The sequence below is a fragment of the Burkholderia sp. Ac-20365 genome (assembly GCF_017104715.1).
Taxonomy (GTDB): domain Bacteria; phylum Pseudomonadota; class Gammaproteobacteria; order Burkholderiales; family Burkholderiaceae; genus Paraburkholderia.
Genome location: NZ_JAAGPI010000006.1, coordinates 1 through 20,706, shown reverse-complemented (window position 1 = coordinate 20,706; position 20,706 = coordinate 1). Strand labels below are relative to the sequence as shown.

Below are 20,706 nucleotides of genomic sequence, written 5' to 3'. Positions count from 1 at the left end.
CAACGTCACGCGCAACCGATTATAGCGACCGCAAAATCAACTCTCATCGGTTGCGCACGCAATCGCTTCATGCAAAAGCGAATCCGGCCTCAGCCAATGCACGTCGCGTTGAAAGCGCGTATAGCCGATGCGATCGAAGAACTCCAGAATCTGAATCGCACGCTTGCGGCCCAGACCCGCCGCATCGCGAAACGCTGACGCGCCCAACGCGCCGCCCTGCTCGCCCGCAATCCGGGCGACGAGCCGCGCCAATTCGTGCACCACATCGCGGTGATAAAACAGATCGCGGACAATCTGATGCACGTCGCCTTGCCGCGCGAGCTTGCGCAACACCAGGCGCACGCTTTCTTCGTGCTGTCCCGTCTTCTTCGCGAGATCGCGCACCCACGGCGGATCGTATCGGCCCGCCAGAAGCAGCGGCAGCAACATATCGGCGATACCTTGCTCGTTCGTATCGAGCACAACCGAATGCGCCGGCAAATGCAGCCACGGCCCGCTTTTCGCCATCGCGCCGCCGGCGACGAGCGAATCCACCAGCGCACGCCACATCGCGTCGTGCACCAGCGGCGCCGCGATGCGGCGCAAGCGCGCCATATCCGGTCCCAGTTCGTCGGGCGAACGCGCGTGGTATTGCTCGAGCGCCGCGATCACGCTCGACTGCAAGCGCGCCCAGTGCTTGCGCAACACGATGACAGCATCGCCCGCGTCCTTGCCGTGCAGCGCGATGGAGTCGGCGTCGTCGGGTAGCGGCAACGAATCGGCGGGCAATCCCGTCAGTTGCATCAGCATCGATCGCGCAACGCCGCGCGGCGCTTCTTCGAGCAGCGGCCCGATGCGCCCCTCGTCGAGCCAGACCTGCAACGCGTCGAGCCATGCGCGCCTCTCGGCCGTCCTGCGTTTGCGCGGCGGCCCAAATGGATCGAGCACGCGCCCGCCGCCCACCGTACGCGTCGCCTGCGCATTACGCACGATAAAGCGATCGCCCGGCAATGCGCAGACGAGCGAATCGAACACAAGTTGCACGCGCGCACTGCCGCCGGCAGAAAGCGTATCGCCTTCGAGCAACGCGACATGCGCGACACGATGCAGCGTGCCGATATGCACATGCAACGGCGCCCAGTGTTGCAGCGTGATATCTGCATCGGCGAGCAGCGTCAGTTCGACGTCGAGCCGCTCGCCCGGCTGAGCGAGCCGCGCATCGACGATCCAGTCGCCGCGCGTCATCGCATCCTTGTCGATACCCGCGAGATTGAGCGCGCAGCGCTGCCCTGCGCGTCCTACATCGGCTGCGCGGTTCTGCGCGTGAATGCTGCGCACGCGCACTGCTTGATGCGCGGGTTCGAGCATCAACGTGTCGCCTGTCGCGACGCGTCCGGCGAACACGGTGCCTGTGACGATCGTGCCTTGCCCAGCCAGCGTAAACACGCGGTCGATGGCCAGCCTGAACAGCCCGTCGTCGCGACGCGCACGCCATGCAACCGCTGTGTCGCGCAGATGCTGCAACAGCAAGCGCACGCCCGTATCGTCGGCGGCCGTCGCGTTCGTTTCGAATAACGGTGCTTCAGAAAACGGCGTCGCCGCGAGCCACGCATGAACCTCGTCGCGCACCTGTGCGACGCGCGTCGCGTCCACGCGGTCCGTCTTCGTCAACGCGACGGCGCCACTTGTCACGCCGAGCAGTTGCAGGATCGCCAGATGCTCGCGCGTCTGCGGCATGATGCCGTCGTCGGCGGCAATCACGAGCAGCGCATAGTCGATGCCGCATGCGCCCGCCGCCATCGTATGCACGAGCTTTTCGTGGCCCGGCACGTCGATCATGCCGAGCACGTCGCCGTTGTCGAGCGGCGTGTACGCGTAGCCAAGCTCGATCGAAATGCCGCGCGCCTTCTCTTCTTTCAGACGATCGGTATCGACCCCCGTCAGCGCGCGCACCAGCGTCGTCTTGCCGTGATCGATATGGCCCGCGGTGCCGACGATCATAGGCGCAACTCCGCGCATTGCGCGACGAACACGGCTTCATCCGCGGCTTCGAGGCAGCGCAGATCGAGGCGCAGCGCGTCATCGGCAATGCGTCCAATCACCGGGCGCGGCAATGCGCGCAGCGCTTCTTCGAGCTTCAACAGCGCACGCCCGCTGCGCTTGCCAGACGCATTTCGAAGGACAAGACCAAAGCTCGGCAACTGATCGACAGGCAATGCACCACTGCCGATCTGGCTCATCATCGGCTCGGCTGTCATGCTGTACGCGTCGCCAAGCGCGCGTTGCAATACCGCTTGCACGCGCTCCGCCTGCGCTTGCATGTCGGCGGCGGGACGCGTCAGCAGACGCAAGGTCGTGAGCCGCTCGCGCAACAATTCAGGCGCACGATAAAGCTGCAGAACAGGTTCGAGCGCCGCAAGCGTCAGCTTGCCGACGCGCAATGCACGTTTCAAGGGATGCTTCTTGATCTTGCGGATCAACTCCGCGCGCCCGACGATCAGCCCCGCTTGCGGCCCGCCCAGCAGCTTGTCGCCGCTGAACGTGACGAGATCGGCGCCGGCTTCGACCGTCTCGCGCACGGTCGGCTCGGTCGGCAAGCCGAACTGCGCGAGATCGACGAGCGTGCCGCTGCCGAGATCGACGGCCATCGGCAGGCCGCGCGCGTGCGCAAGCTGCGCGACTTCATCGACGGAAACGCTTTTCGTGAAGCCTTCGATTGCATAGTTGCTGCAATGAACCTTCATCAGCAGCGCGGTGCGCGCGTTGATCGCTTCGTCGTAATCCTTCAGATGCGTGCGGTTGGTCGTGCCGATCTCGCGCAGCTTCGCACCCGCGCGCGACATGATGTCGGGAATGCGGAACGCGCCGCCGATCTCGACCAGTTCACCGCGCGACACGACCACTTCTTTCTTCGATGCGAGCGCCGACAGCGTCAGCAGCACGGCGGCGGCGTTGTTGTTGACCACTGTCGCCGCCTCGGCGCCCGTCAGTTCGCCGATCAGGTCATCGATCAGATCGTCGCGATCGCCGCGGCTGCCCGTGGCGAGATCGAACTCCAGGTTCATCGGCCGCGTCAGCGCTTCGACCACCGCGCGCACGGATTCGTCGGGCAGCAGCGCGCGGCCGAGATTCGTATGCAGCACGGTGCCGGTGAGATTGAACACGGCGCGCAGGTTGGGCCGCGCGCGCGCGGCGAGCGAACGCGATGCGTCGTCGATGAGCTTCACGTCGAAATTAACCGGTTCATCCAACGCGGCGCCCGAGAGCAGTTCGCGCCTGAGTGCATCGGCTGCCGCGCGGATCGCATCGACCACCTGCGTGCGTCCGTATTCGCCGATCAGAGGCTGCGCAGCCGCCGACGACACGACACGCTCGACCGCCGGCACGCGCGCCAGCGACGCGCGCATGTCTTTGCTCAACTCGTTCCCCGACACTTCGCTCACGCTCGTGTTCTCCCCGCGCTATTGTCAGGACGACGGCTCAACCGTCCGAAGACACTTCCGGCCACAGCAGCGGATTCGGGCTGCTGCGCCGATAACCCGCTTCGTTCATCAGAAGATCGAGCGTGAGGCTCGCGAGATCGTCGGCAAGCGGCTCGAAGTCGTAGTCCTTCTCCTGATAGCCGATCTTGCGATACGTGCGGCACTCATCGCACGATTCGGCCTTCAGCGCTTCACTGCCGCCGTCGATGCCGTGATACGCGATGCCTTTGGTCGAATCGCAGTTCGTGCACTTGACGCGCACCACGTGCGTTTCCGTCGAACACAGCCCGCATTGCACGTAGCGATAGCCCTGAAATTGCCCGCCCACGCGCACGATGCTCGCAACAGGCGGCGTGCCGCACACCGGGCACGCGCCGGGCGTGTCGAGATACGGCACGTCGCGCGGGTCGAGCCGGCTCGCGATGTCGGTCCACACGACCTGCAGCGCGGCCATCACGAACGGCGCGGACGCCGGTTCGACTTCGTTGAAACGCAGTCCGACGACGGCATCGGCGAGCGCATCGAGTTCTTCCGCGCTCTTGACGCGCAAGCCGTCGATCACTCGGGCCAGCATCGGCGTCACCAGTCCCGCCGCTTCGACGCGATCGAGCAGGCGCTGCAATACGTCGCGCCACAACGGATCGCGTTCGCTCGTGCTCGCGGGCGCGATCGGCATCGAATGCTGCTGCGCGAGGGCAATGGATTCAGCGGAGGGCAGCGCGGCGCCGATCTGCTCGAGCATCTGTTGCTGCGCGTCGGCGAGCGCCGCCATCAGCCGGATATAGCCGCCGATCGGGCTTGCGCCCGCAAGCTGGCGAAGACGCGCGGCGCGCGTAGAGAAAAGTGTCGCGCGCTCCGGCATGCGCAGACGGGGAATGGCGGATTGATCGAGCGATTCGATCTGGCCGGGTTCGAGGATGCGTTGCACCAATTCAGGTTCCTGTCATTCAGAAAACTGGATGGCGTCAACAGTAGCAGATATACGCGGGCAACGCGCGCTACCCCCGGCAGCGCGCGTTGAACAGGTCACTTGATACTTTCGCGGAACCACTTCGGATGATGCTTGCGCGCCCAGCCCAGCGTCACCGTGCCGCGCACCATCGCGCCAATCGAGCCTTTCACCCAGATCGCCGCGTAGATGTGCACGATGATGCTGCAGATCAGCACGAACGCACTGATCGCGTGAATCACGGCCGCAATGCGCACCACTTCGATCGGGAAGTAAAACGCGAAATACGCGCGCCAGATGACGATGCCGCTCAGCAGCAACATCAGCAGACACAGCACCAGCACGAAAAACAGCAGCTTCTGCCCGGCGTTGTACTTGCCGATTTCCGGCAACCGGTCTTCGCGGTTAGTCAGCACGTCGTTGATCTGGCGCAGCCATTGCACATCGTCGGCGTCGAGATAGTTGTGATGCCAGAAACGCAGCGCCAGGATCATGAACGACACGAACATCACGATGCCGACGAACGGATGCAGAATGCGCGTCCATTGCCCGCCGCCGAACAACGCGGTGAGCCAGAACATCGACGGATGAAACAGCGCGAGGCCCGACAGCGCGAGCAATACGAAGCTGATCGCCGTGATCCAGTGATTCGTGCGCTCGTTCGGCGTATAGCGCACGATCAGTTCCGGGTTGTCATGTCGATGTTTCATTTGACCGGCTCCTCGGGCTTGTGCTCGCGCTTTTCGCGGATGTCGTGCGCGGCGTTGCGTGCGGCGTCTTCGTCTTCTTCCGTGACCTCGTTCGGGCCGATGCGCGTGTAGTGGAAGAACCCTGCCAGCGCCGTCAGCGCCATCGCCGCGACGGCGAGCGGCTTCGCAACGCCCTTCCACAGCTTCACGAACGGGCTGATGTGCGGATCGTCGGGCAGGCCGTGATACAGCGAGGGCTTGTCAGCGTGATGCAGCACGTACATCACATGCGTGCCGCCCACGCCTTCCGGGTTGTACAGGCCCGCGTGTTCGAAGCCGCGCTCTTTCAGATCCGCGATGCGCTCTTCCGCGTGCTCGATCATGTCCACTTTGGTGCCGAACACGATCGCGCCCGTCGGACAGGTCTTCACGCACGCCGGTTCCTGGCCGACGCCGACGCGGTCCGAACACAGCGTGCACTTATAAACACGATGATCCGCCTTCGACAGCCGCGGAATATTGAACGGACAACCCGCAATGCAATAGCCGCAGCCGATGCAGTTTTCCTCATGGAAGTCGACGATGCCGTTCGTGTACTGCACGATCGCACCCGGCGACGGACATGCCTTCAGGCAACCGGGATCTTCACAGTGCATGCAGCCGTCCTTGCGGATCAGCCATTCGAGGTCGCCTTTCGGGTTCTCGTACTCCGTGAAACGCATCACCGTCCACGAATGCTCGCTGAGATCGCGCGGGTTGTCGTAGACGCCCGTCGTGATCCCCACTTCGTCGCGCAGGTCGTTCCACTCCATGCACGCCGTCTGACACGCCTTGCAGCCGATGCACTTGGTCACGTCGATCAGCTTCGCGACCGTGCCCGTCACCGGCTCCCGCACCGAAGTGGGCTGCACGGTGGTCGCGGAAAGGCGCTTGATATCCAGAGATTGAAATGCCATGGCGCCTCCCCTATGCCTTCTCGATTTTTACGAGGAACGACTTCGATTCAGGCGTCTGCGAATTGCCGTCGCCCACGGCCGGCGTCAACGTATTGGTGATATAGCCCGGTTTCGTCAGCCCCTTGAAGCCCCAGTGCAGCGGAATGCCCACCGTCTGCACCTTCTTGCCGTCGATCATCAGCGGCTTGATCCGCTTCGTGACGACGGCCACGGCGACGATGTAACCCCGCTTGCTCGACACCTTCACGCGATCGCCCGCCACCACGCCGATCTCCTTCGCGAGGTCTTCGCCAATCTCGACGAACTGCTGCGGCTGCACGATCGAATTCAGACGTGCGTGCTTCGTCCAGAAGTGGAAGTGTTCGGTCAGACGATAGGTCGTGCCCGTATGCGGGAATTCCGGCGACTTACCAAACGACGCGCGATCGTCGGGAAACACGCGCGCGCCCGGATTGTTCGTCGCCAGCGGATTGTTCGGATGAAACGTGTTGTAGCCGAGCGGCGTCTCGAACGGCTCGTAGTGCTCGGGGAACGGTCCTTCGTTCATCGAATCGCGCGCGAAGAAACGCGCGACACCTTCGGCGTTCATGATGAACGGATTCATGCCGTTCTCGGGCGGCTCGTCGAGCTTGAAGTCGGGAATGTCGGGCCCGCTCCAGCTCGTGCCGTTCCACGCGATCAGCTTGCGCTTCGGGTCGAACGGCTTGCCGTTCAGGTCGCACGACGCGCGGTTGTACAGCACGCGCCGGTTCGCCGGCCACGCCCACGCCCAGTTCAAGGTCTGGCCGATACCTGTCGGGTCGCTGTTGTCGCGCCGGCCCATCTGGTTCCCAGCCTGGGTCCACGAACCGCAGAAGATCCAGCAGCCCGAAGTCGTCGTGCCGTCGTCCTTCAGTTGCGCGAAGCCAGCCAGCTGGTCGCCCTTCTTGACAAGCACCTTGGTCGGGTCTTTCGGATCGGGCAGATCCGCGAGCGCCCGGCCGTTGTACTCCATCGCGAGCTCTTCGGGCGTCGGGCTTTCGGGGTTCGCGTAAGGCCAGTCGAGTTTGACGATCGGATCGGGATACTTGCCGCCCTGCTCCTTGTACGCCTTGCGCATGCGCAGGAAGATGCCCGACATGATCTCCAGGTCGCTGCGCGCCTCATCCGGCGGCTGTGCACCTTGCCAGTGCCATTGCAGCACGCGGCTCGAACTGACCAGCGATCCACGCTCTTCGGCGAAGCAGTTGGTCGGCAGCCGATACACTTCCGTCTGGATCTTCGACGAATCGACGTCGTTGTATTCGCCGTAGTTCTTCCAGAACTCCGACGTTTCCGTCGCAAGCGGATCCATGATGACGAGCCACTTCAGCTTCGACAGGCCCGCCGAGGTCTTCGCCTTGTTCGGCGCGGCCGCGAGCGGATTGAAGCCCTGCGCGATGTAGCCGTTGACCTTGCCCTGATTCATCAATTCGATCATCTGCATCAGGTCGTAGGGCTTGTCGAGCTTCGGCAGGAAGTCGTAGCCCCAGTTGTTCTCGGCTGTCGCGGCCGGCCCCCACCACGACTTCATCATGCTGACGAAAAACGCGCGGTAGTTCCGGTAATAGCTCAGCTGGTTCGGCCGCAGCGGCTGCGCGGCGCGCTTCTTGATGTAGGCTTCGAAATCCTGTTCCGGCTCGTTCGGCAACGTCATATAGCCAGGCAGCGAATTCGACAGCAGCCCGAGATCCGTCAGGCCCTGGATGTTCGAGTGGCCGCGCAACGCATTCATCCCGCCGCCCGAAATGCCGATATTGCCGAGCAGCAGCTGCACCATCGCGCCCGTGCGGATCATCTGTGCGCCGACGGAGTGCTGCGTCCAGCCGAGCGCGTAGAGAATCGTGCCCGCGCGGCCCGGCGTGGCCGTGCTCGCGAGCGTCTCGCACACATGCAGGAACTTCTCTTTCGGCGTGCCGCAGGTCTTCTCGACCATCTCCGGCGTATAGCGCGAATAATGCTGCTTGAGCAGGTTGTACACGCAACGCGGATGCTGCAGCGTCATGTCGACCTTCGCGTAGCCGTCGTCGCCGCGCTCGTAATCCCATGTCGTTTTGTCGTACTTGCGGGCTTTCGCGTCGTAGCCGGAATAGATGCCGTCGTTGAACGCGAAGTCTTCACGGACGATGAACGCAAAGTCCGTGTAGTTCGTTACGTACTCGTGCTGGATCTTGTCGTTGGTCAGCAGATAGTTGATCACGCCGCCCAGAAACGCGATGTCGGTGCCCGTGCGGATCGGCGCATAGAAGTCAGCGACGGACGCCGTGCGCGTAAAACGCGGATCGACGACCATCAGCTTCGCCTTGTTGTGCGCCTTCGCCTCAGTCACCCATTTGAAACCGCATGGGTGTGCCTCGGCCGAATTGCCGCCCATCACCAGAATCACGTCCGCGTTCTTGATGTCGACCCAATGGTTCGTCATCGCTCCACGGCCAAACGTCGGGGCAAGACCTGCCACCGTCGGGCCATGTCAGACACGCGCCTGGTTGTCGAACGCGAGCATGCCCAGGCTGCGCATGGTCTTGTGCGTCAGATAGCCAACTTCGTTGCTGGCCGCCGACGCCGCAAGCATGCCCGTGGTCAGCCAGCGGTTGACCGTCTTGCCGTCCGCTGTCTTCTCGATGAAGTTCGCGTCGCGATCTTCCTTCATCAGCTTCGCAATGCGGTCGAGCGCGTCATCCCACGATATTCGCTGCCAGTGATCGGACCCGGCGGCGCGATACTCGGGATACTTCAGACGGCTGGGACTGTGAATGAAGTCGATGAGGCTCGCCCCCTTCGGACACAGCGTGCCGCGATTGACCGGGTGGTCGGGGTCGCCTTCAATATGGATGATGCTGGCAGTCGCGTTCTTCGCACCGTCGCCGAGGCCATACATCAGGATGCCGCAGCCGACTGAGCAATAAGGACACGTGTTGCGCGTTTCGGTAGTACGAGCCAGTTTGTACTGTCGGACTTCGGCGAGCGCGGGTTCCGGCGAGAAGCCCATCAGGGCCAGGCTCGAACCGGCAAGCGTGCTTGCCGTCACCTTCAGAAACTGACGGCGGGACATTTGCAACATGATCGCCTCTCGTTCTAATTGTGGGGAGGTGAAAAAAGTATAAGTCGTTTCCTGACTGCCGTAAGCAAAGGGGAACGCCAGGCCGCTGCACGCCTCATGCCCGATGACTCGCCCTTGTTGTATCCGCATAGGTAGATGGGCATGTGGTTTGCGTAATACGATTGTCAGTCGCATGTGTCCGCCACACGCGCGATGGAACCGGCGAGTCATGCGAAGCGCATCCGCCCGCATCTGCTGTGTCACACCCTCGTCAAGAAGGACCGTCATGGAACTCGATTCACTGTCCGCCGACAAGTTGCAAACGGCCGCGAAGAAGCAGGCGTCGTGGGCCGTCGGCGCGTTGCGGCAGTTCGCCGACAACCGCTGCGCCGCGATGGCGGCGGGCATCGCGTTCTATGCAGCGTTCTCGCTCGCGCCGACGCTCGTGATGGTGATCGCCGTGTCCGGCTGGTTCTTCGGCGCGGAAGCCGCGCGAGGAGAACTCTTCCGACAGGTGCACAGCGTGCTCGGCAACGACGCAGCGGCAGCCGTCACGACCATCGTGCAGAACGCGCATCGCAGCGGCGGCTCGGGCTTTATCGCGGCGATCATCTCATTCGTTCTGCTGTCCATTGGCGCGTCGGCGACGTTCTCGTCGCTCAATAGCGCGCTCAATATCGTCTGGCCGTCCGTCGCGCCGCGCACGTCGAGCGTGATGGCGCTGGTGCGCGTGCGGCTGATTTCGTTTGGGCTCGTGCTGGGCGTCGCTTTTCTGCTGATCGTGTCGCTGGTGCTCGACACGGCGATCACCTTTATCGGCAACTGGATCTGGGGCGATTCGCCCTATGTGGTGATCGGCAACCTGCTGCAGCTGGCCGTCGGCTGGATGGTGCTCGGGTTCGCGTTCGCCGCGCTGCTCAAGTTCCTGCCCGATGCGCCCGTGCGCTGGCGCGACGCGCTGGTCGGCGGAACGGTGGCGGCCGCGCTGTTCACGGCGGGCAAGAAGCTCTTCGCGCTCTATCTTGCGCACGCCGGGATGGCCAATTCGTTCGGCGCGGCCGGATCGCTGGCGGTCCTGCTGATGTGGCTGTACTTCTCGGCTGTCGTGCTGCTGCTCGGCGCCGAGTTCGCCGCCGCGCGCGGCCGCATGCACGATCCGCGTGGCGCGTGGGGTTTCGCGCCCGCCGCACTGCCGGGCAGCCGCGCGATGCTGGCTTCGGCGCTGGCGGCATCGACCGTGGCGGCAGACGCGAAGCGCGGCCCGGTACGCGGACCGACGGCTTCTAGCGCGGGCAAGCCCGTCGAACCTCCCGTGGCGCGGGCGTCGGTGGCCAGGCGGCTCGCGGCGAAGCACGATGCGGGCATCGGCAAGGCCGTGGCGATCGGCAGGACCGTCATCAAGGCCGAAACGCAGGCGACCCGCGCCGCCGCGCAAACACTCGTCGAAGCGAAACGCAGAGCCGTCGTGGCCGACCGCTACGTGCGGCGGCATCCGTGGGAATCGATGCTGATCGCGGCGAGCACCGCGATGGCGCTAGCCGCTTTTGCGCGGCGTCGCATCGGCCAGAATGGCAATGAAACGCCGCATTCGGATCAAGCAGACCATTAAGCGTCTACTACAACAACGCCGGCACGCGGCGATCACATCCAGCAGAACCTGTCCACCCGAATCGTCAATGTCGAGACCTGCAAGCGTGAATTGCTGCTTTATGCAGCAGCGGAAATTTCCGCATTCGACTAGACAACTTTCTTACGCTTGACCTTCGCAAACGTGTGTAATTCGTACCGATCCCACGGATCACTGTCATAAAAAGCACAATAATGCATAGTCAAGCATTCAATATTGCTAAAACAGAAACAATCGCCTACAACCTTACGATATAAGGCTTCTACCGGGTTGTCACTTTTTCGATACACCTTAATTTTTTTCAGTTCTTACACTTGGAGACACTGAGCTATTCTCCGTTTCGCAACAACGAAAACCAATCATCTGCGTGGAGAAATGGATGAAACGAATCGCACTGTCGACGCTCTCGCTGGCACTGCTCGGCGCTGCAGGCGCAGCACATGCACAGAGCAGCGTGACGCTTTATGGCTTGATCGATGACTCGATCCAGTACGTTCACAACGTTCAAACGGGCCCGAACCAGAACAGCAACCTGTGGCAACTCGCAGCGGGTAACCTGCAAGGCAGCCGCTGGGGCATGAAGGGTACGGAAGACCTGGGCGGTGGCCTGAAGGCAATCTTCCAACTGGAAAGCGGCTTCAACCCGAACAACGGCAAGATGGGTTCGTACGGCACGGGCACGAAGCTGTTCGGTCGTCAGGCATACGTCGGTGTGACGCATGACGCGTACGGTACATTCACGGTTGGCCGCCAGTACGACCCGCTGGTCGACCTGGTTCAGCCGCTGACGGCTGATAACTACTTCGGCAGCACGTTCACGACGCCGGGCGACGTTGACAACAACGACAACAGCTCGCGTACGAACAACGCAATCAAGTACGTGTCGCCGGTGTGGAGCGGCTTCCAGTTCGAAGGCATGTACGCTCTGGGCGGCGTTGCTGGCGCAACGGGCGCTGGCCAGTCGTACGCAGGCGCAGCAACGTGGAGCGGCGGTCCGTTCAGCGTTGCAGCTGGCTACTTCCGCATGGACAACGGCAACACGCTGGCAAGCCGCGGCGTGACGGCTGCAAATGTGGGCGGCACGTGGAACGCAGGCGTGACGTCGGACGGCACGTTCGATGGCTCGAACATCAACGGCGCATACCAGTCGGCCAAGTCGATCACGATCTCGTCGGCAGCTGCGCAGTACGTAACGGGTCCGTTCACGTTCAACGTCCGCTATAGCTTCGCGCAGTACAAGCCGGACGCATTCTCGGGCTTTACGGAGCAAGAGAAGTATCAGGTTGCAGGCGCATACGCTGGCTATCAGATCACGCCGGCAATGCTGGTCGGTCTGGCATACAACTACACGCACGGCGCAGGCGACACGTCGGCGAACTACCACCAGGTTTCGCTGGGTGGCGACTACAACCTGTCGAAGCGTACCGACCTGTACCTGATCGGCGCTTACCAGCACGCAAGCGGCCATCAGCGCGATGCAACCTCGGGTCAGGTTGTCGACGCAGGCGCATCGGTTGGTTCGTACGGTCTGCAATCGGCTTCGAGCTCGCAAGAGATCATCAGCCTGGGTATCCGTCACAAGTTCTAATAGAACAATATGACCTACGGCCCGAGACGTCGGGCCGTACCCTGAAGCCAGCCAAGGCGCAAGCCGAAGCTGGCTTTTTTCATTGTTGCGACGGCAATGATTGAATGCGTCCGCAAGGGACGCGTTGACGTGACGCTCGCGAGCTGCAGAATCAGCCGCGTGCTTTTGGCTTGTCGGCTTGTGCCAGCGTTTGCGCGGGCCGCACATCGACGCCCGGCGTGCCGCGATCGGCGTCCATATGCAGTGCGCCCGGCGGCCGATACAGCACCATCTCGCCGACATGCCCGTTTTGCGGCACGTCACCCGAGATCTGCCAGTCCGGATCCGGAATCTCGCCGAACACCTGCCGCAGCCGCTCGCCCCACGTGCGATGGATCATCTGGTAGTACGCGTTGTCCTGATCGATGGATACGAAACGCGTCACCTTCAGCGTGTTCTTCTCATAGACGAGCAGATCGAGCGGCAAGCCTACGGACAGATTGGAGCGCAGCGTCGAGTCCATCGAAATCAGCGCGCATTTCGCGGCCTCGTCGAGCGGCGTGGACGGCACGAGAACGCGGTCGATGATCGGCTTGCCGTACTTCGATTCGCCGATCTGAAAGTACGGATTCACGCGCGACGACTCGATGAAATTGCCCGCCGCGTAGATCATGAAAAGACGCGGGCGCGGCTGTGCGCCGTTATCGCTCTCTGCACCATCGCGGATCTGTCCGCCGAGGATGAAGCTGCAATTGAAGTCGACACCGAATTCCTGTAGCGCATTGGCCTCGCGCTGGTGCACGTCGCGCACCGCCTGACCGACGACGCGCGCGGCATCGGCCATTGTCGGCACGTTCCAGAGTGTGGGCTTCGACGGCGCACCGGGCTCGGACAGCTCTTGCAGCACGGCCTGCGTGAGCGACAGATTGCCCGCGCCCAGCAGCACCAGCATGCGCTCGCCGGGCTCTTCGAACACCGACATCTTGCGCGCGGTGCTGATGTGATCGACGCCGGCATTGGTCCGCGTATCCGACAGGAACACAAGCCCTTCGTCGACGCACATCGCCACACAGTAAGTCATGACAGGAATCCAGACGGCTGCCCCAAACGATCGGTTGAGCGAGCCGGAAAGAGGCACAAACCGCGGCAGCGCCGCGGGACGCTGCCATTGTAATGCGCGCGCGGCGCGCGCTGCAGCCGTCGTTTGCCCGAAGAAGCCCGATGGCGCGCGCCGGATTACTGCGGCGATTGTTCCTGTGCCTTTACTGCGACGGACACATCGAGGGTCTCTTCCAGCCCGCCGATCCGCCGTCCGCGCACGGGCGACGCCGCTTCGTAATCGCGCGCTGCGGCAAGCCGGCAATACATCTCGCTGGCAAACGTGGCGTGCGTGACGTCGATGGAAATCCAGCCGGTTCCCGTAAGCCACACATCGACCCACGCGTGACTCGCCGCGTGCTCGACGTCGCCCGGTTCGATATAGCCGCTCACGTAGCGCGCCGGAATGCCGCGCGCGCGGCAGCACGCGAGCATCAGATGCGCGTGGTCCTGACAAACGCCCTTGCCGAGCGCGAGCGCCTGCGACGCCGTGCTCGCCACGCCCGTCGCCCCTGCCTCGAACGACACGCGATCGATGATCTTTTCCGCCAGTGTAATCAGCGTGGCCGGCTTATCGAGCGAAGGCACGGACGCGGCCAGTTCGCGGATCGCGGGATCGCAGTCGGTCAGGCGCGTCGCGCAGGTGAAATGCTCGAGCGGGATCGCGCCCGCGTCGTCGCCGAGCTGGCCGTCGATCAAAGGAAACGTGTCGATTTCCCCCGATACATGCACGCGTATTTCGTCGTGCGGCTTGTTGAGCACGAGCGTATGCAGCACGTTGCCGTAGGCATCGAAAGTCGAGTCGAGCTTGCCGGGCGCGTCGAGCGTCCAGCGCCGCACGATTTGGGAAGCACCGCTCGACGGCGTGAGGCGCAATTGCTGGATCGAATAATGGACCGTCGATTCGTAGCGGTAAAACGTGTCGTGGCGGATCGTCAGAAACATTGAAAGCACTCCATCAGGCAACGGGCAGCATCAGATAGGTGCGTGCAACCATGTTGCCGAGTTCGAACACGCGGGCGAGAAACTGCGTGAGCCACGCATGCAGGCCGGCTTCGAAAATCTGCCGGATATCCGCGTAAAGCAGTTCGGCGCGCAGCTTGCCGGCAAAGCGTTCGCATTGATTCGAGCCTTGCGTGCGCAGCATCGCGAGGTTCTCGCACACGCCATCCAGCGACGCCAGCAGCGAGCGCGGCATCTGCGAATTCAGAATCATCAGCTCGACCACGCGCGCGGGCGTCACGACATCGCGATACACCTTGCGATAGATTTCCAGCGCCGACACCGAGCTGAGAATCGACGTCCAGTAATAGAAGTCTTCGAGCTGGCGGGCCGCCTCACGCGAGTTCGGCTCGGCGTCCGCGAAACGCGCGTCGAGAATCCGCGCGGTGTTGTCCGCGCGTTCGAGGAAGGTGCCGAGCTGCGTGAAGAAGAACGCGTCGTCCTGCAACGCGGTGCCGATCGTCACGCCGCGCGACAGGTGCGAGCGGAACTTCACCCATTCGAACAGCGCAGACAGATTGTTCGCCACCTGACCGTGCGTCGTGCGCTCGTTGAATTCGAGCCACGTATCGTTGATCGTTTCCCACCATTCCGTCGTCAGCGTGCCGCGCACCGCACGCGCGTTTTCGCGCGCCGCCTGCAGGCACGAATGAATACTCGACGGATTGGTCGGATCGGCGACCATGAAATCGAGCACGTTTTCGCGCGTCGGCTCGTCGTAACGCTGCTCGAACGCGTATTCCAGCTCCGAGATGCGCAGCACCGAGCGCTGCGTGCGCTCTTCCTGCTCGGGCGTCTGCGGCAGCAATTGCGCCTTCAGGTTGATGTCGAGCATGCGCGCGGTGTTCTCGGCGCGCTCCATGTAACGGGCCATCCAGAACAGATGATCGGCGGTGCGGCTCAGCATGTCGGCTTTCCGTGTTTGTTTGGACGCGCTTTCGTCGGCTGTGACGCGAAGCGCGCCGGGTTGCCCGTGGTTTGTCGGCTTGCGCGCCTGCATCGCGCGATGCGGGCGCTGTGGAATATCGGTCGAATGCGGTTCAGTCGACCATCCAGGTGTCTTTCGTTCCGCCTCCCTGCGACGAATTGACGACCAGCGAACCTTCCTGCAAAGCGACGCGCGTAAGGCCGCCCGCACACATCGTCACCGTCTTGCCGGACAGCACGAACGGGCGCAGATCGATATGGCGCGGCGCGATACCCGCTTCGACGAAGGTCGGGCAGGCGGACAGCGCGAGCGTCGGCTGCGCGATATAACCGGCGGGCTTTTCGATCAACCGCTGCCGGAACGCTTCGATTTCCGCCGTCGTCGACGCCGGCCCGACGAGCATCCCGTAGCCGCCCGCACCGTGCACTTCCTTGACGACCAGTTCAGGCAGATGCGCGAGCGTGTACGCGAGGTCATCGGGCTTGCGGCACTGGTAGGTCGGCACGTTGTTGAGGATCGGCTTTTCCCCCAGATAGAACTCGATCATCTCGGGCACGTACGGGTAGATCGACTTGTCGTCGGCGATGCCGGTGCCCATTGCATTCGCGAGCGCGACGCGCCCCGCGCGATACGCCGTCAGCAGGCCCGGCACGCCGAGCGCCGAATCAGGCCGGAACGCGAGCGGATCGAGAAAGTCGTCGTCGACGCGGCGGTAGATCACATCGACGCGGCGCGGGCCTTGCGTCGTGCGCATGAACACGTAGTTGTCGTCGACGAAGAGATCCTTGCCTTCGACGAGTTCGACGCCCATCTGCTGCGCGAGGAACGTGTGCTCGAAGTAGGCGGAGTTGTACATGCCGGGCGTCAGCACGACGACGACGGGATCGTCGACGCCTTCGGGCGCGACCGAGCGCAGCGTGTCGAGCAGCAGGTCGGGATAATGCGCGACGGGGGCGATGCGGTTCTGCACGAACAGTTCGGGGAAGAGCCGCATCATCATCTTGCGGTTTTCGAGCATGTACGACACGCCCGACGGCACGCGCAGATTATCTTCGAGCACGTAGAACTCGCCGTTCTCGCCGGCGCGCACCACGTCGACGCCGGCGATATGCGCATAGACGGCGAGCGGCACGTCGACGCCCTGCATCTCCGGCCGATATTGCGCGTTGGTATAGACCTGTTCGGCGGGCACGATACCGGCGCGCACGATGTTACGGTCGTGATAAACGTCGTGGATGAAGAGGTTGAGCGCCTGGACGCGCTGCCGGAGGCCGGCTTCGAGGGTTTCCCATTCGCCGCGCGGGATGATGCGCGGGATCAGATCGAACGGGATGAGCCGTTCGGTGCCCGAGAGATCGCCGTTGACCGCAAACGTAATACCGACGCGGCGAAACAGAAGATCGGCTTCGGCCCGTTTTCTTTCGATAGCTTCACTGCCCTGCTGCACGAGCCAGCGTTCGAACCGCTGATAATGCGGCCGCACGGCGTCATCGAACTGACGCATCTCGTCATAGCATCGCATGTCACGCCCCACTCTTTTTGTCGGATAGAAGGCGAATGCGCTGCGCATTCGGTTTTCGCTTTCGCTCTCGATGAAGCAAGCGTTATGCCATTCTGACGTGTGCGCTGCGCGCGGTAGATGCACTACGAATGCGCACTGCGATGGCGCTCGTTTGCCGGTGTCATCGTAGCGCGAGGAGGGGTTATGCGCTACTACGGTGCGTGGGGGGCCGCACACGGTGCGGGGAGCTTTTTTGTTTTTCTGGCCTGGCGGCGGTTGGTTTGGGTTGTCTTGCGATGGTGGGTTTGGTTTTTTTTTGGGGTTTTCGCTGGCATCCGCGTTTTGTTACTGGTGCTTCAAGCGTTGCCCCTGTGCGGGGCGGCACTCACTTTCTTTGCCGCCGCAAAGAAAGTAAGCAAAGAAAGCGGGCTAACACCGCAAGTGCTTGACCACCGCCTGAGGGCCCCCAACGGTTCCTCCACTTCACACGGCGTTCTGCCATTCACTGCCCGTTGCCAACGCCTTGAATGGGCGTTTCACCCACCTCAATCACCCGTAGCGCAGCCAGCGGCAGCGAATTGTTGATGCCGCCCAGGTGGCAAACTGTGTGTCGGTCGTAGTGCCTCACGCGTCAGCGCTCCTACGACACCGATCGTGCTTTCGAGCCGGGACCGTGATTTTCAGTCCGGAGTGATGTGCGTACGTCGCGAAAGCCTACACACAGTTTGCAGCTATAGAACGTGGGCGACTTGATCGCGTATGGGGCGACGCGGGAGTGTGAAGCGGGTGATGAGCCAATTCGAAGCGTTGGCAGCGGGCATCAAGAAGAACGATGCCGCGTGAAGGATAAGAACCTGTGGGGGCCCTCAGGCAATGACAAGAGCGTGCGGTGTTCAGCGGCTTTCTTTTGCCTACATTTCTTTGCCGCGGCAAAGAAAAGTAGGTGCTGCCCCGCACAGGGGCGACGCTTGAAGCAGGCAAAACAAAACGCGGATGCCAGCGACAACACTAGCAAACCACACCAGCGTCGCAAGACAAAACCAAAACCAAACCAAAACCAAAACCAAAAAACAAAATCCCCGCACACTTCCGCATGCGGGGACCGCAACAATCAAGATCACTCACAGCAACTTGCGCCGCTGCAAGCAACATCAATTACGCTGCTGCTGCGTCCTTCAGCTTCTTCAGCGCACGTGCCTTGATACGCACGCTCGCCGGCTTAGCCGGGAACCAACGATCTTGACCCGTGAACGGGTCCTTGCCGAAGCGCTTCTTCTTCGCCGGAACAGCTTGAACGACGATCTTCAGAAGACCCGACAGCGTGAACTCGCCTGCGCCCTTCTTGTGGACCGAACCGAGGATCGTGTCTTCGAGTGCAGCCAGAACTGCCTTCGCCGACTTCGGCTCGACGCCAGCACGCTCCGCAACGTGTGCAGCCAGCGAGGCCTTCGTGAAGGTGTCCTTGATCGGCGACGGAGCGCCGGACGCCTTCACGGCGACCTTCTTAGCCGTGACTTTCTTTGCGGGAGCAGCAGCTTTCTTTGCAGCAACCTTCTTGGTCGGAACCGTAGCAGCCTTCTTAGCCGCTACCTTTTTTGCGGAAGTCGCCATATTTCTCCTACCTCTAAGGGTCAGTAATTGCGAGAAGCGCACGCGATATGCACACGCTTCAAGGCCGGATTCTACAAGCGCTTTTGCTTTCTGCGCGAATCTTTTGTGTATAACGGTTACGGTTTGTTGCGCGGCGCTGACTACCCCGTGCATTTCGAGCCTGTTTTTAAGGGGTAAACGCGAGCATCAAGCCATTTCGACGCACCTGTCCAGCACCAATCGTCGAACCCATCAACAGGCCCTGGACGTCCATCCTGACGGTAGCGTCATGCGCACAACCGTCAGAAACACCCGACAAAGCGGCTCGCGTATGTCGTCAAAGCAATGCTCAAGTCCTTGATTCGACACGCGGCAGCAGCTTCGCGAGCGTCACGAGCGCGCCGTCGATCTGTTCGGCCTCGATGCCGCCGTAGCCGAATACGAGTCCTGGCCGCGGCTTCGCGCGCACATAAAACGGCGCGAGCCCATGCAACGCGATCGATTCGCCGCGCGCCGCTTCGATCACATTTGCTTCCGTCAGGGGCGCTTTCAGCAGCGCCGCCATATGGATGCCTGCCGTCGGCGCGATCGGCTCGAACCAGCGCGCGAGGTCCCCCTGCAGATGCGTGAGCAAGACTGCGCGGCGCGCTGCGTAAAGCTTGTGCATCCGCTTCAGGTGTTTCGCGAAATCGCCGTTCAGCATGAAACTGGATAGCGCGGTCTGCGTGAGCGAGCATCCATGCCAGTCGCCGATCTGCCGGGCCTTGCACAGCGTGTCAAATAGCGACGCAGGCGGCACCATGTAGCCAACGCGCAGCTCGGGAAAAATCGTCTTCGAAAACGTTCCCACGTACGCGACGAGACCCGCGCGGTCGAGGCTCTTCAGCGGCTCCATCGGACGTCCTTCGAAGCGGAATTCGCAGTCGTAGTCGTCTTCGATGATGACGGCGTCGCGCGCCTGCGCCCATTCCAGCAGTTCGACGCGCCGCGCGAGACTCATCGGCATGCCGAGCGGAAACTGATGCGACGGCGTCACGTAAACGAGGCGCGCGTTCTTCGGCAGTTTGCTCACGATCAACCCTTCGGCATCGACGGGCACGGCCGCGACCTTCGCGCCGACAGCGGTTAGACATGCGCGGGCAGGCGGATAGCAAGGATCTTCGATAGCGGCGACGTCGCCTGGACGCAGCGTGACGCGCGCGATCAGGTCGAGCGCATGCTGTGCGCCCTGCGTGACGATGACATCTTCCCAATTGCTCGCGACGGCACGGTTGAACGCGAGATAGCGCGAGATGGCGAGTCGCAGTTCCTGTTCGCCGGCGGCATCGCGATACGTGCCGCGACCGCGCGCCTGCACGCGCAGTGCGTGGTTGACGCAGCGGCGCCAGACATCGAAGGGGAAATGGGATTTATCGGTGATGCCGCCGATGAAGTCATACGGTGTGCCGGGGGTCGGCTGCGGGCCGAGCACTTCGGGCACGGTGCGCCAGATGGGTTGTGCCCGGGCACTGGAGCTCGTGGGTTCGGTTGCGTCCTGCGCGGCGCGGGCGTGTGCCGGTTTTTCTGCTGGCAGGCGCTGGAAACCTTCCGCGACGAAGGTGCCTGAGCCAGGTTTTGCGTGCAGGAAGCCTTCTGCTAGCAGGCGCTCGAAGACGTCGAGGGTCGTTTTGCGGGAGACGCCGAGTTGCGTCGCGAGATCGCGCGTCGAAGGTAACTGGGTGTTGCCAGCCAGGCGACCTTCTATGATTCCTGCGCGGAGCTGTCTGTAGATTTGTCCCGCCAGGTCGTGGCGGCCCTCTACTGATATGTGGATTTCCATTTTTTTGGCTGCGCCGCTGGGGGTGGGGTTTGGGGTAGCTTAGCGTTTGTCTGTCTGTGACGCTGGGTTTGGTTTGCTTTTGTTTTTGCTGGCATGCGCTGCGTGGCGCCTACGCGGTGCAAGCGTTGCCCCTGTGCGGGCTGCACTTGCTTTTGCTTGTCTTGCGACGCTGGGTTTGGTTTTTTTGGGGCTTTCGCTGGCATCCGCGATTTGTTTTGCCTGCTTCACGCGTCGCCCCTGTGCGGGGCGGCATGTGCTTTTGGCTTGTCTTGCGACGCTGGAGTGGTTTGCTTTTGCTTTCGCTGGCATCCGCGTTTTGTTATTGGTGCTTCACGCGTTGCCCCTGTGCGGGGCGGCACTTACTTTCTTTGCCGCCGCAAAGAAAGTAAGCAAAGAAAGCGGGCTAACACCGCCCGTGCTTGACCACCGCCTGAGGGCCCCCAACGGTTCTTATCCTTCAC

The 20,706-nt window shown here is 62.4% G+C and carries 14 protein-coding genes and 1 pseudogene; 3 read left to right on the top strand and 12 right to left on the bottom strand.

Translation table 11 applies throughout. The features are described 5' to 3' along the window. Positions 1-36: 36 nt before the first annotated feature. From selB to fdnG, 6 genes are all read right to left on the bottom strand, one after another. A complete protein-coding gene (selB, locus tag G3O01_RS13010; RefSeq protein WP_205805209.1) occupies positions 37-1,980 on the bottom strand; it encodes a selenocysteine-specific translation elongation factor in 1,944 nt (647 codons plus the stop codon). Next, a complete protein-coding gene (selA, locus tag G3O01_RS13005) occupies positions 1,977-3,422 on the bottom strand; it encodes an L-seryl-tRNA(Sec) selenium transferase (RefSeq protein WP_205805208.1) in 1,446 nt (481 codons plus the stop codon). The genes selB and selA overlap by 4 nt, the downstream gene beginning before the upstream one ends. Positions 3,423-3,459: 37 nt before the next feature. After that, positions 3,460-4,392 (bottom strand): formate dehydrogenase accessory protein FdhE, encoded by a 933-nt coding sequence (gene fdhE, locus G3O01_RS13000; protein WP_205805206.1) that lies wholly within the window; start codon positions 4,390-4,392, stop codon positions 3,460-3,462. A gap of 95 nt (positions 4,393-4,487) precedes the next feature. Then, complete coding sequence (locus G3O01_RS12995; protein ID WP_205805204.1) at positions 4,488-5,120, bottom strand: formate dehydrogenase subunit gamma; 633 nt, start codon at positions 5,118-5,120, stop codon at positions 4,488-4,490. Continuing rightward, positions 5,117-6,055, bottom strand: coding sequence for a formate dehydrogenase subunit beta (gene fdxH / locus G3O01_RS12990; RefSeq protein WP_205805202.1), 939 nt, complete (start codon positions 6,053-6,055; stop codon positions 5,117-5,119). The genes G3O01_RS12995 and fdxH overlap by 4 nt, the downstream gene beginning before the upstream one ends. A gap of 10 nt (positions 6,056-6,065) precedes the next feature. Then, positions 6,066-9,134: a formate dehydrogenase-N subunit alpha gene (gene fdnG / locus G3O01_RS12985; RefSeq protein WP_205805200.1), complete on the bottom strand. Its 3,069-nt coding sequence runs from the start codon at positions 9,132-9,134 to the stop codon at positions 6,066-6,068. Positions 9,135-9,399: 265 nt separating this feature from the next. Between fdnG and G3O01_RS12980 the strand changes: the two genes are divergently transcribed. Beyond that, entirely contained in the window at positions 9,400-10,722 is a 1,323-nt protein-coding gene (locus G3O01_RS12980) for a YihY/virulence factor BrkB family protein (RefSeq protein ID WP_205805197.1), read from the top strand. Between the two features lie 397 nt (positions 10,723-11,119). Then, positions 11,120-12,328 carry a porin gene (locus G3O01_RS12975; protein ID WP_205805195.1) on the top strand — a complete coding sequence of 403 codons (1,209 nt, stop codon included), beginning with the start codon at positions 11,120-11,122 and terminating at the stop codon, positions 12,326-12,328. Between the two features lie 151 nt (positions 12,329-12,479). On the opposite strand, the gene G3O01_RS12970 is transcribed toward G3O01_RS12975, so the two are convergent. The 6 genes from G3O01_RS12970 to G3O01_RS12945 form a co-directional block, all read right to left on the bottom strand. Beyond that, entirely contained in the window at positions 12,480-13,388 is a 909-nt protein-coding gene (locus G3O01_RS12970) for a proteasome-type protease (RefSeq protein ID WP_205805193.1), read from the bottom strand. 155 nt (positions 13,389-13,543) lie between these two features. Next, positions 13,544-14,350: a transglutaminase family protein gene (locus tag G3O01_RS12965; protein ID WP_205805191.1), complete on the bottom strand. Its 807-nt coding sequence runs from the start codon at positions 14,348-14,350 to the stop codon at positions 13,544-13,546. 13 nt (positions 14,351-14,363) lie between these two features. Then, positions 14,364-15,314, bottom strand: coding sequence for an alpha-E domain-containing protein (locus tag G3O01_RS12960; protein ID WP_205805190.1), 951 nt, complete (start codon positions 15,312-15,314; stop codon positions 14,364-14,366). Positions 15,315-15,447: 133 nt separating this feature from the next. Further along, positions 15,448-16,857 (bottom strand): circularly permuted type 2 ATP-grasp protein, encoded by a 1,410-nt coding sequence (locus G3O01_RS12955; protein ID WP_205805189.1) that lies wholly within the window; start codon positions 16,855-16,857, stop codon positions 15,448-15,450. A gap of 1,134 nt (positions 16,858-17,991) precedes the next feature. Beyond that, complete coding sequence (locus G3O01_RS12950; RefSeq protein ID WP_205805188.1) at positions 17,992-18,447, bottom strand: HU family DNA-binding protein; 456 nt, start codon at positions 18,445-18,447, stop codon at positions 17,992-17,994. A 328-nt stretch (positions 18,448-18,775) separates the two neighbouring features. Beyond that, entirely contained in the window at positions 18,776-20,245 is a 1,470-nt protein-coding gene (locus G3O01_RS12945) for a PLP-dependent aminotransferase family protein (RefSeq protein WP_205805187.1), read from the bottom strand. Between the two features lie 133 nt (positions 20,246-20,378). Here G3O01_RS12945 and G3O01_RS12940 point away from each other — a divergent pair. After that, positions 20,379-20,706: pseudogene (locus G3O01_RS12940) on the top strand (hypothetical protein); the annotation flags it as partial.

Bases quoted from the DNA above. Each gene is read 5' to 3' on its own strand.
- selB (WP_205805209.1), bottom strand. From the start codon at position 1,980: ATGATCGTCGGCACCGCGGGCCATATCGATCACGGCAAGACGACGCTG.
- G3O01_RS12995 (WP_205805204.1), bottom strand. From the start codon at position 5,120: ATGAAACATCGACATGACAACCCGGAACTGATCGTGCGCTATACGCCG.
- fdxH (WP_205805202.1), bottom strand. From the start codon at position 6,055: ATGGCATTTCAATCTCTGGATATCAAGCGCCTTTCCGCGACCACCGTG.
- G3O01_RS12980 (WP_205805197.1), top strand. From the start codon at position 9,400: ATGGAACTCGATTCACTGTCCGCCGACAAGTTGCAAACGGCCGCGAAG.
- G3O01_RS12975 (WP_205805195.1), top strand. From the start codon at position 11,120: ATGAAACGAATCGCACTGTCGACGCTCTCGCTGGCACTGCTCGGCGCT.
- G3O01_RS12970 (WP_205805193.1), bottom strand. From the start codon at position 13,388: ATGACTTACTGTGTGGCGATGTGCGTCGACGAAGGGCTTGTGTTCCTG.
- G3O01_RS12965 (WP_205805191.1), bottom strand. From the start codon at position 14,350: ATGTTTCTGACGATCCGCCACGACACGTTTTACCGCTACGAATCGACG.
- G3O01_RS12960 (WP_205805190.1), bottom strand. From the start codon at position 15,314: ATGCTGAGCCGCACCGCCGATCATCTGTTCTGGATGGCCCGTTACATG.
- G3O01_RS12955 (WP_205805189.1), bottom strand. From the start codon at position 16,857: ATGCGATGCTATGACGAGATGCGTCAGTTCGATGACGCCGTGCGGCCG.
- G3O01_RS12950 (WP_205805188.1), bottom strand. From the start codon at position 18,447: ATGGCGACTTCCGCAAAAAAGGTAGCGGCTAAGAAGGCTGCTACGGTT.
- G3O01_RS12945 (WP_205805187.1), bottom strand. From the start codon at position 20,245: ATGGAAATCCACATATCAGTAGAGGGCCGCCACGACCTGGCGGGACAA.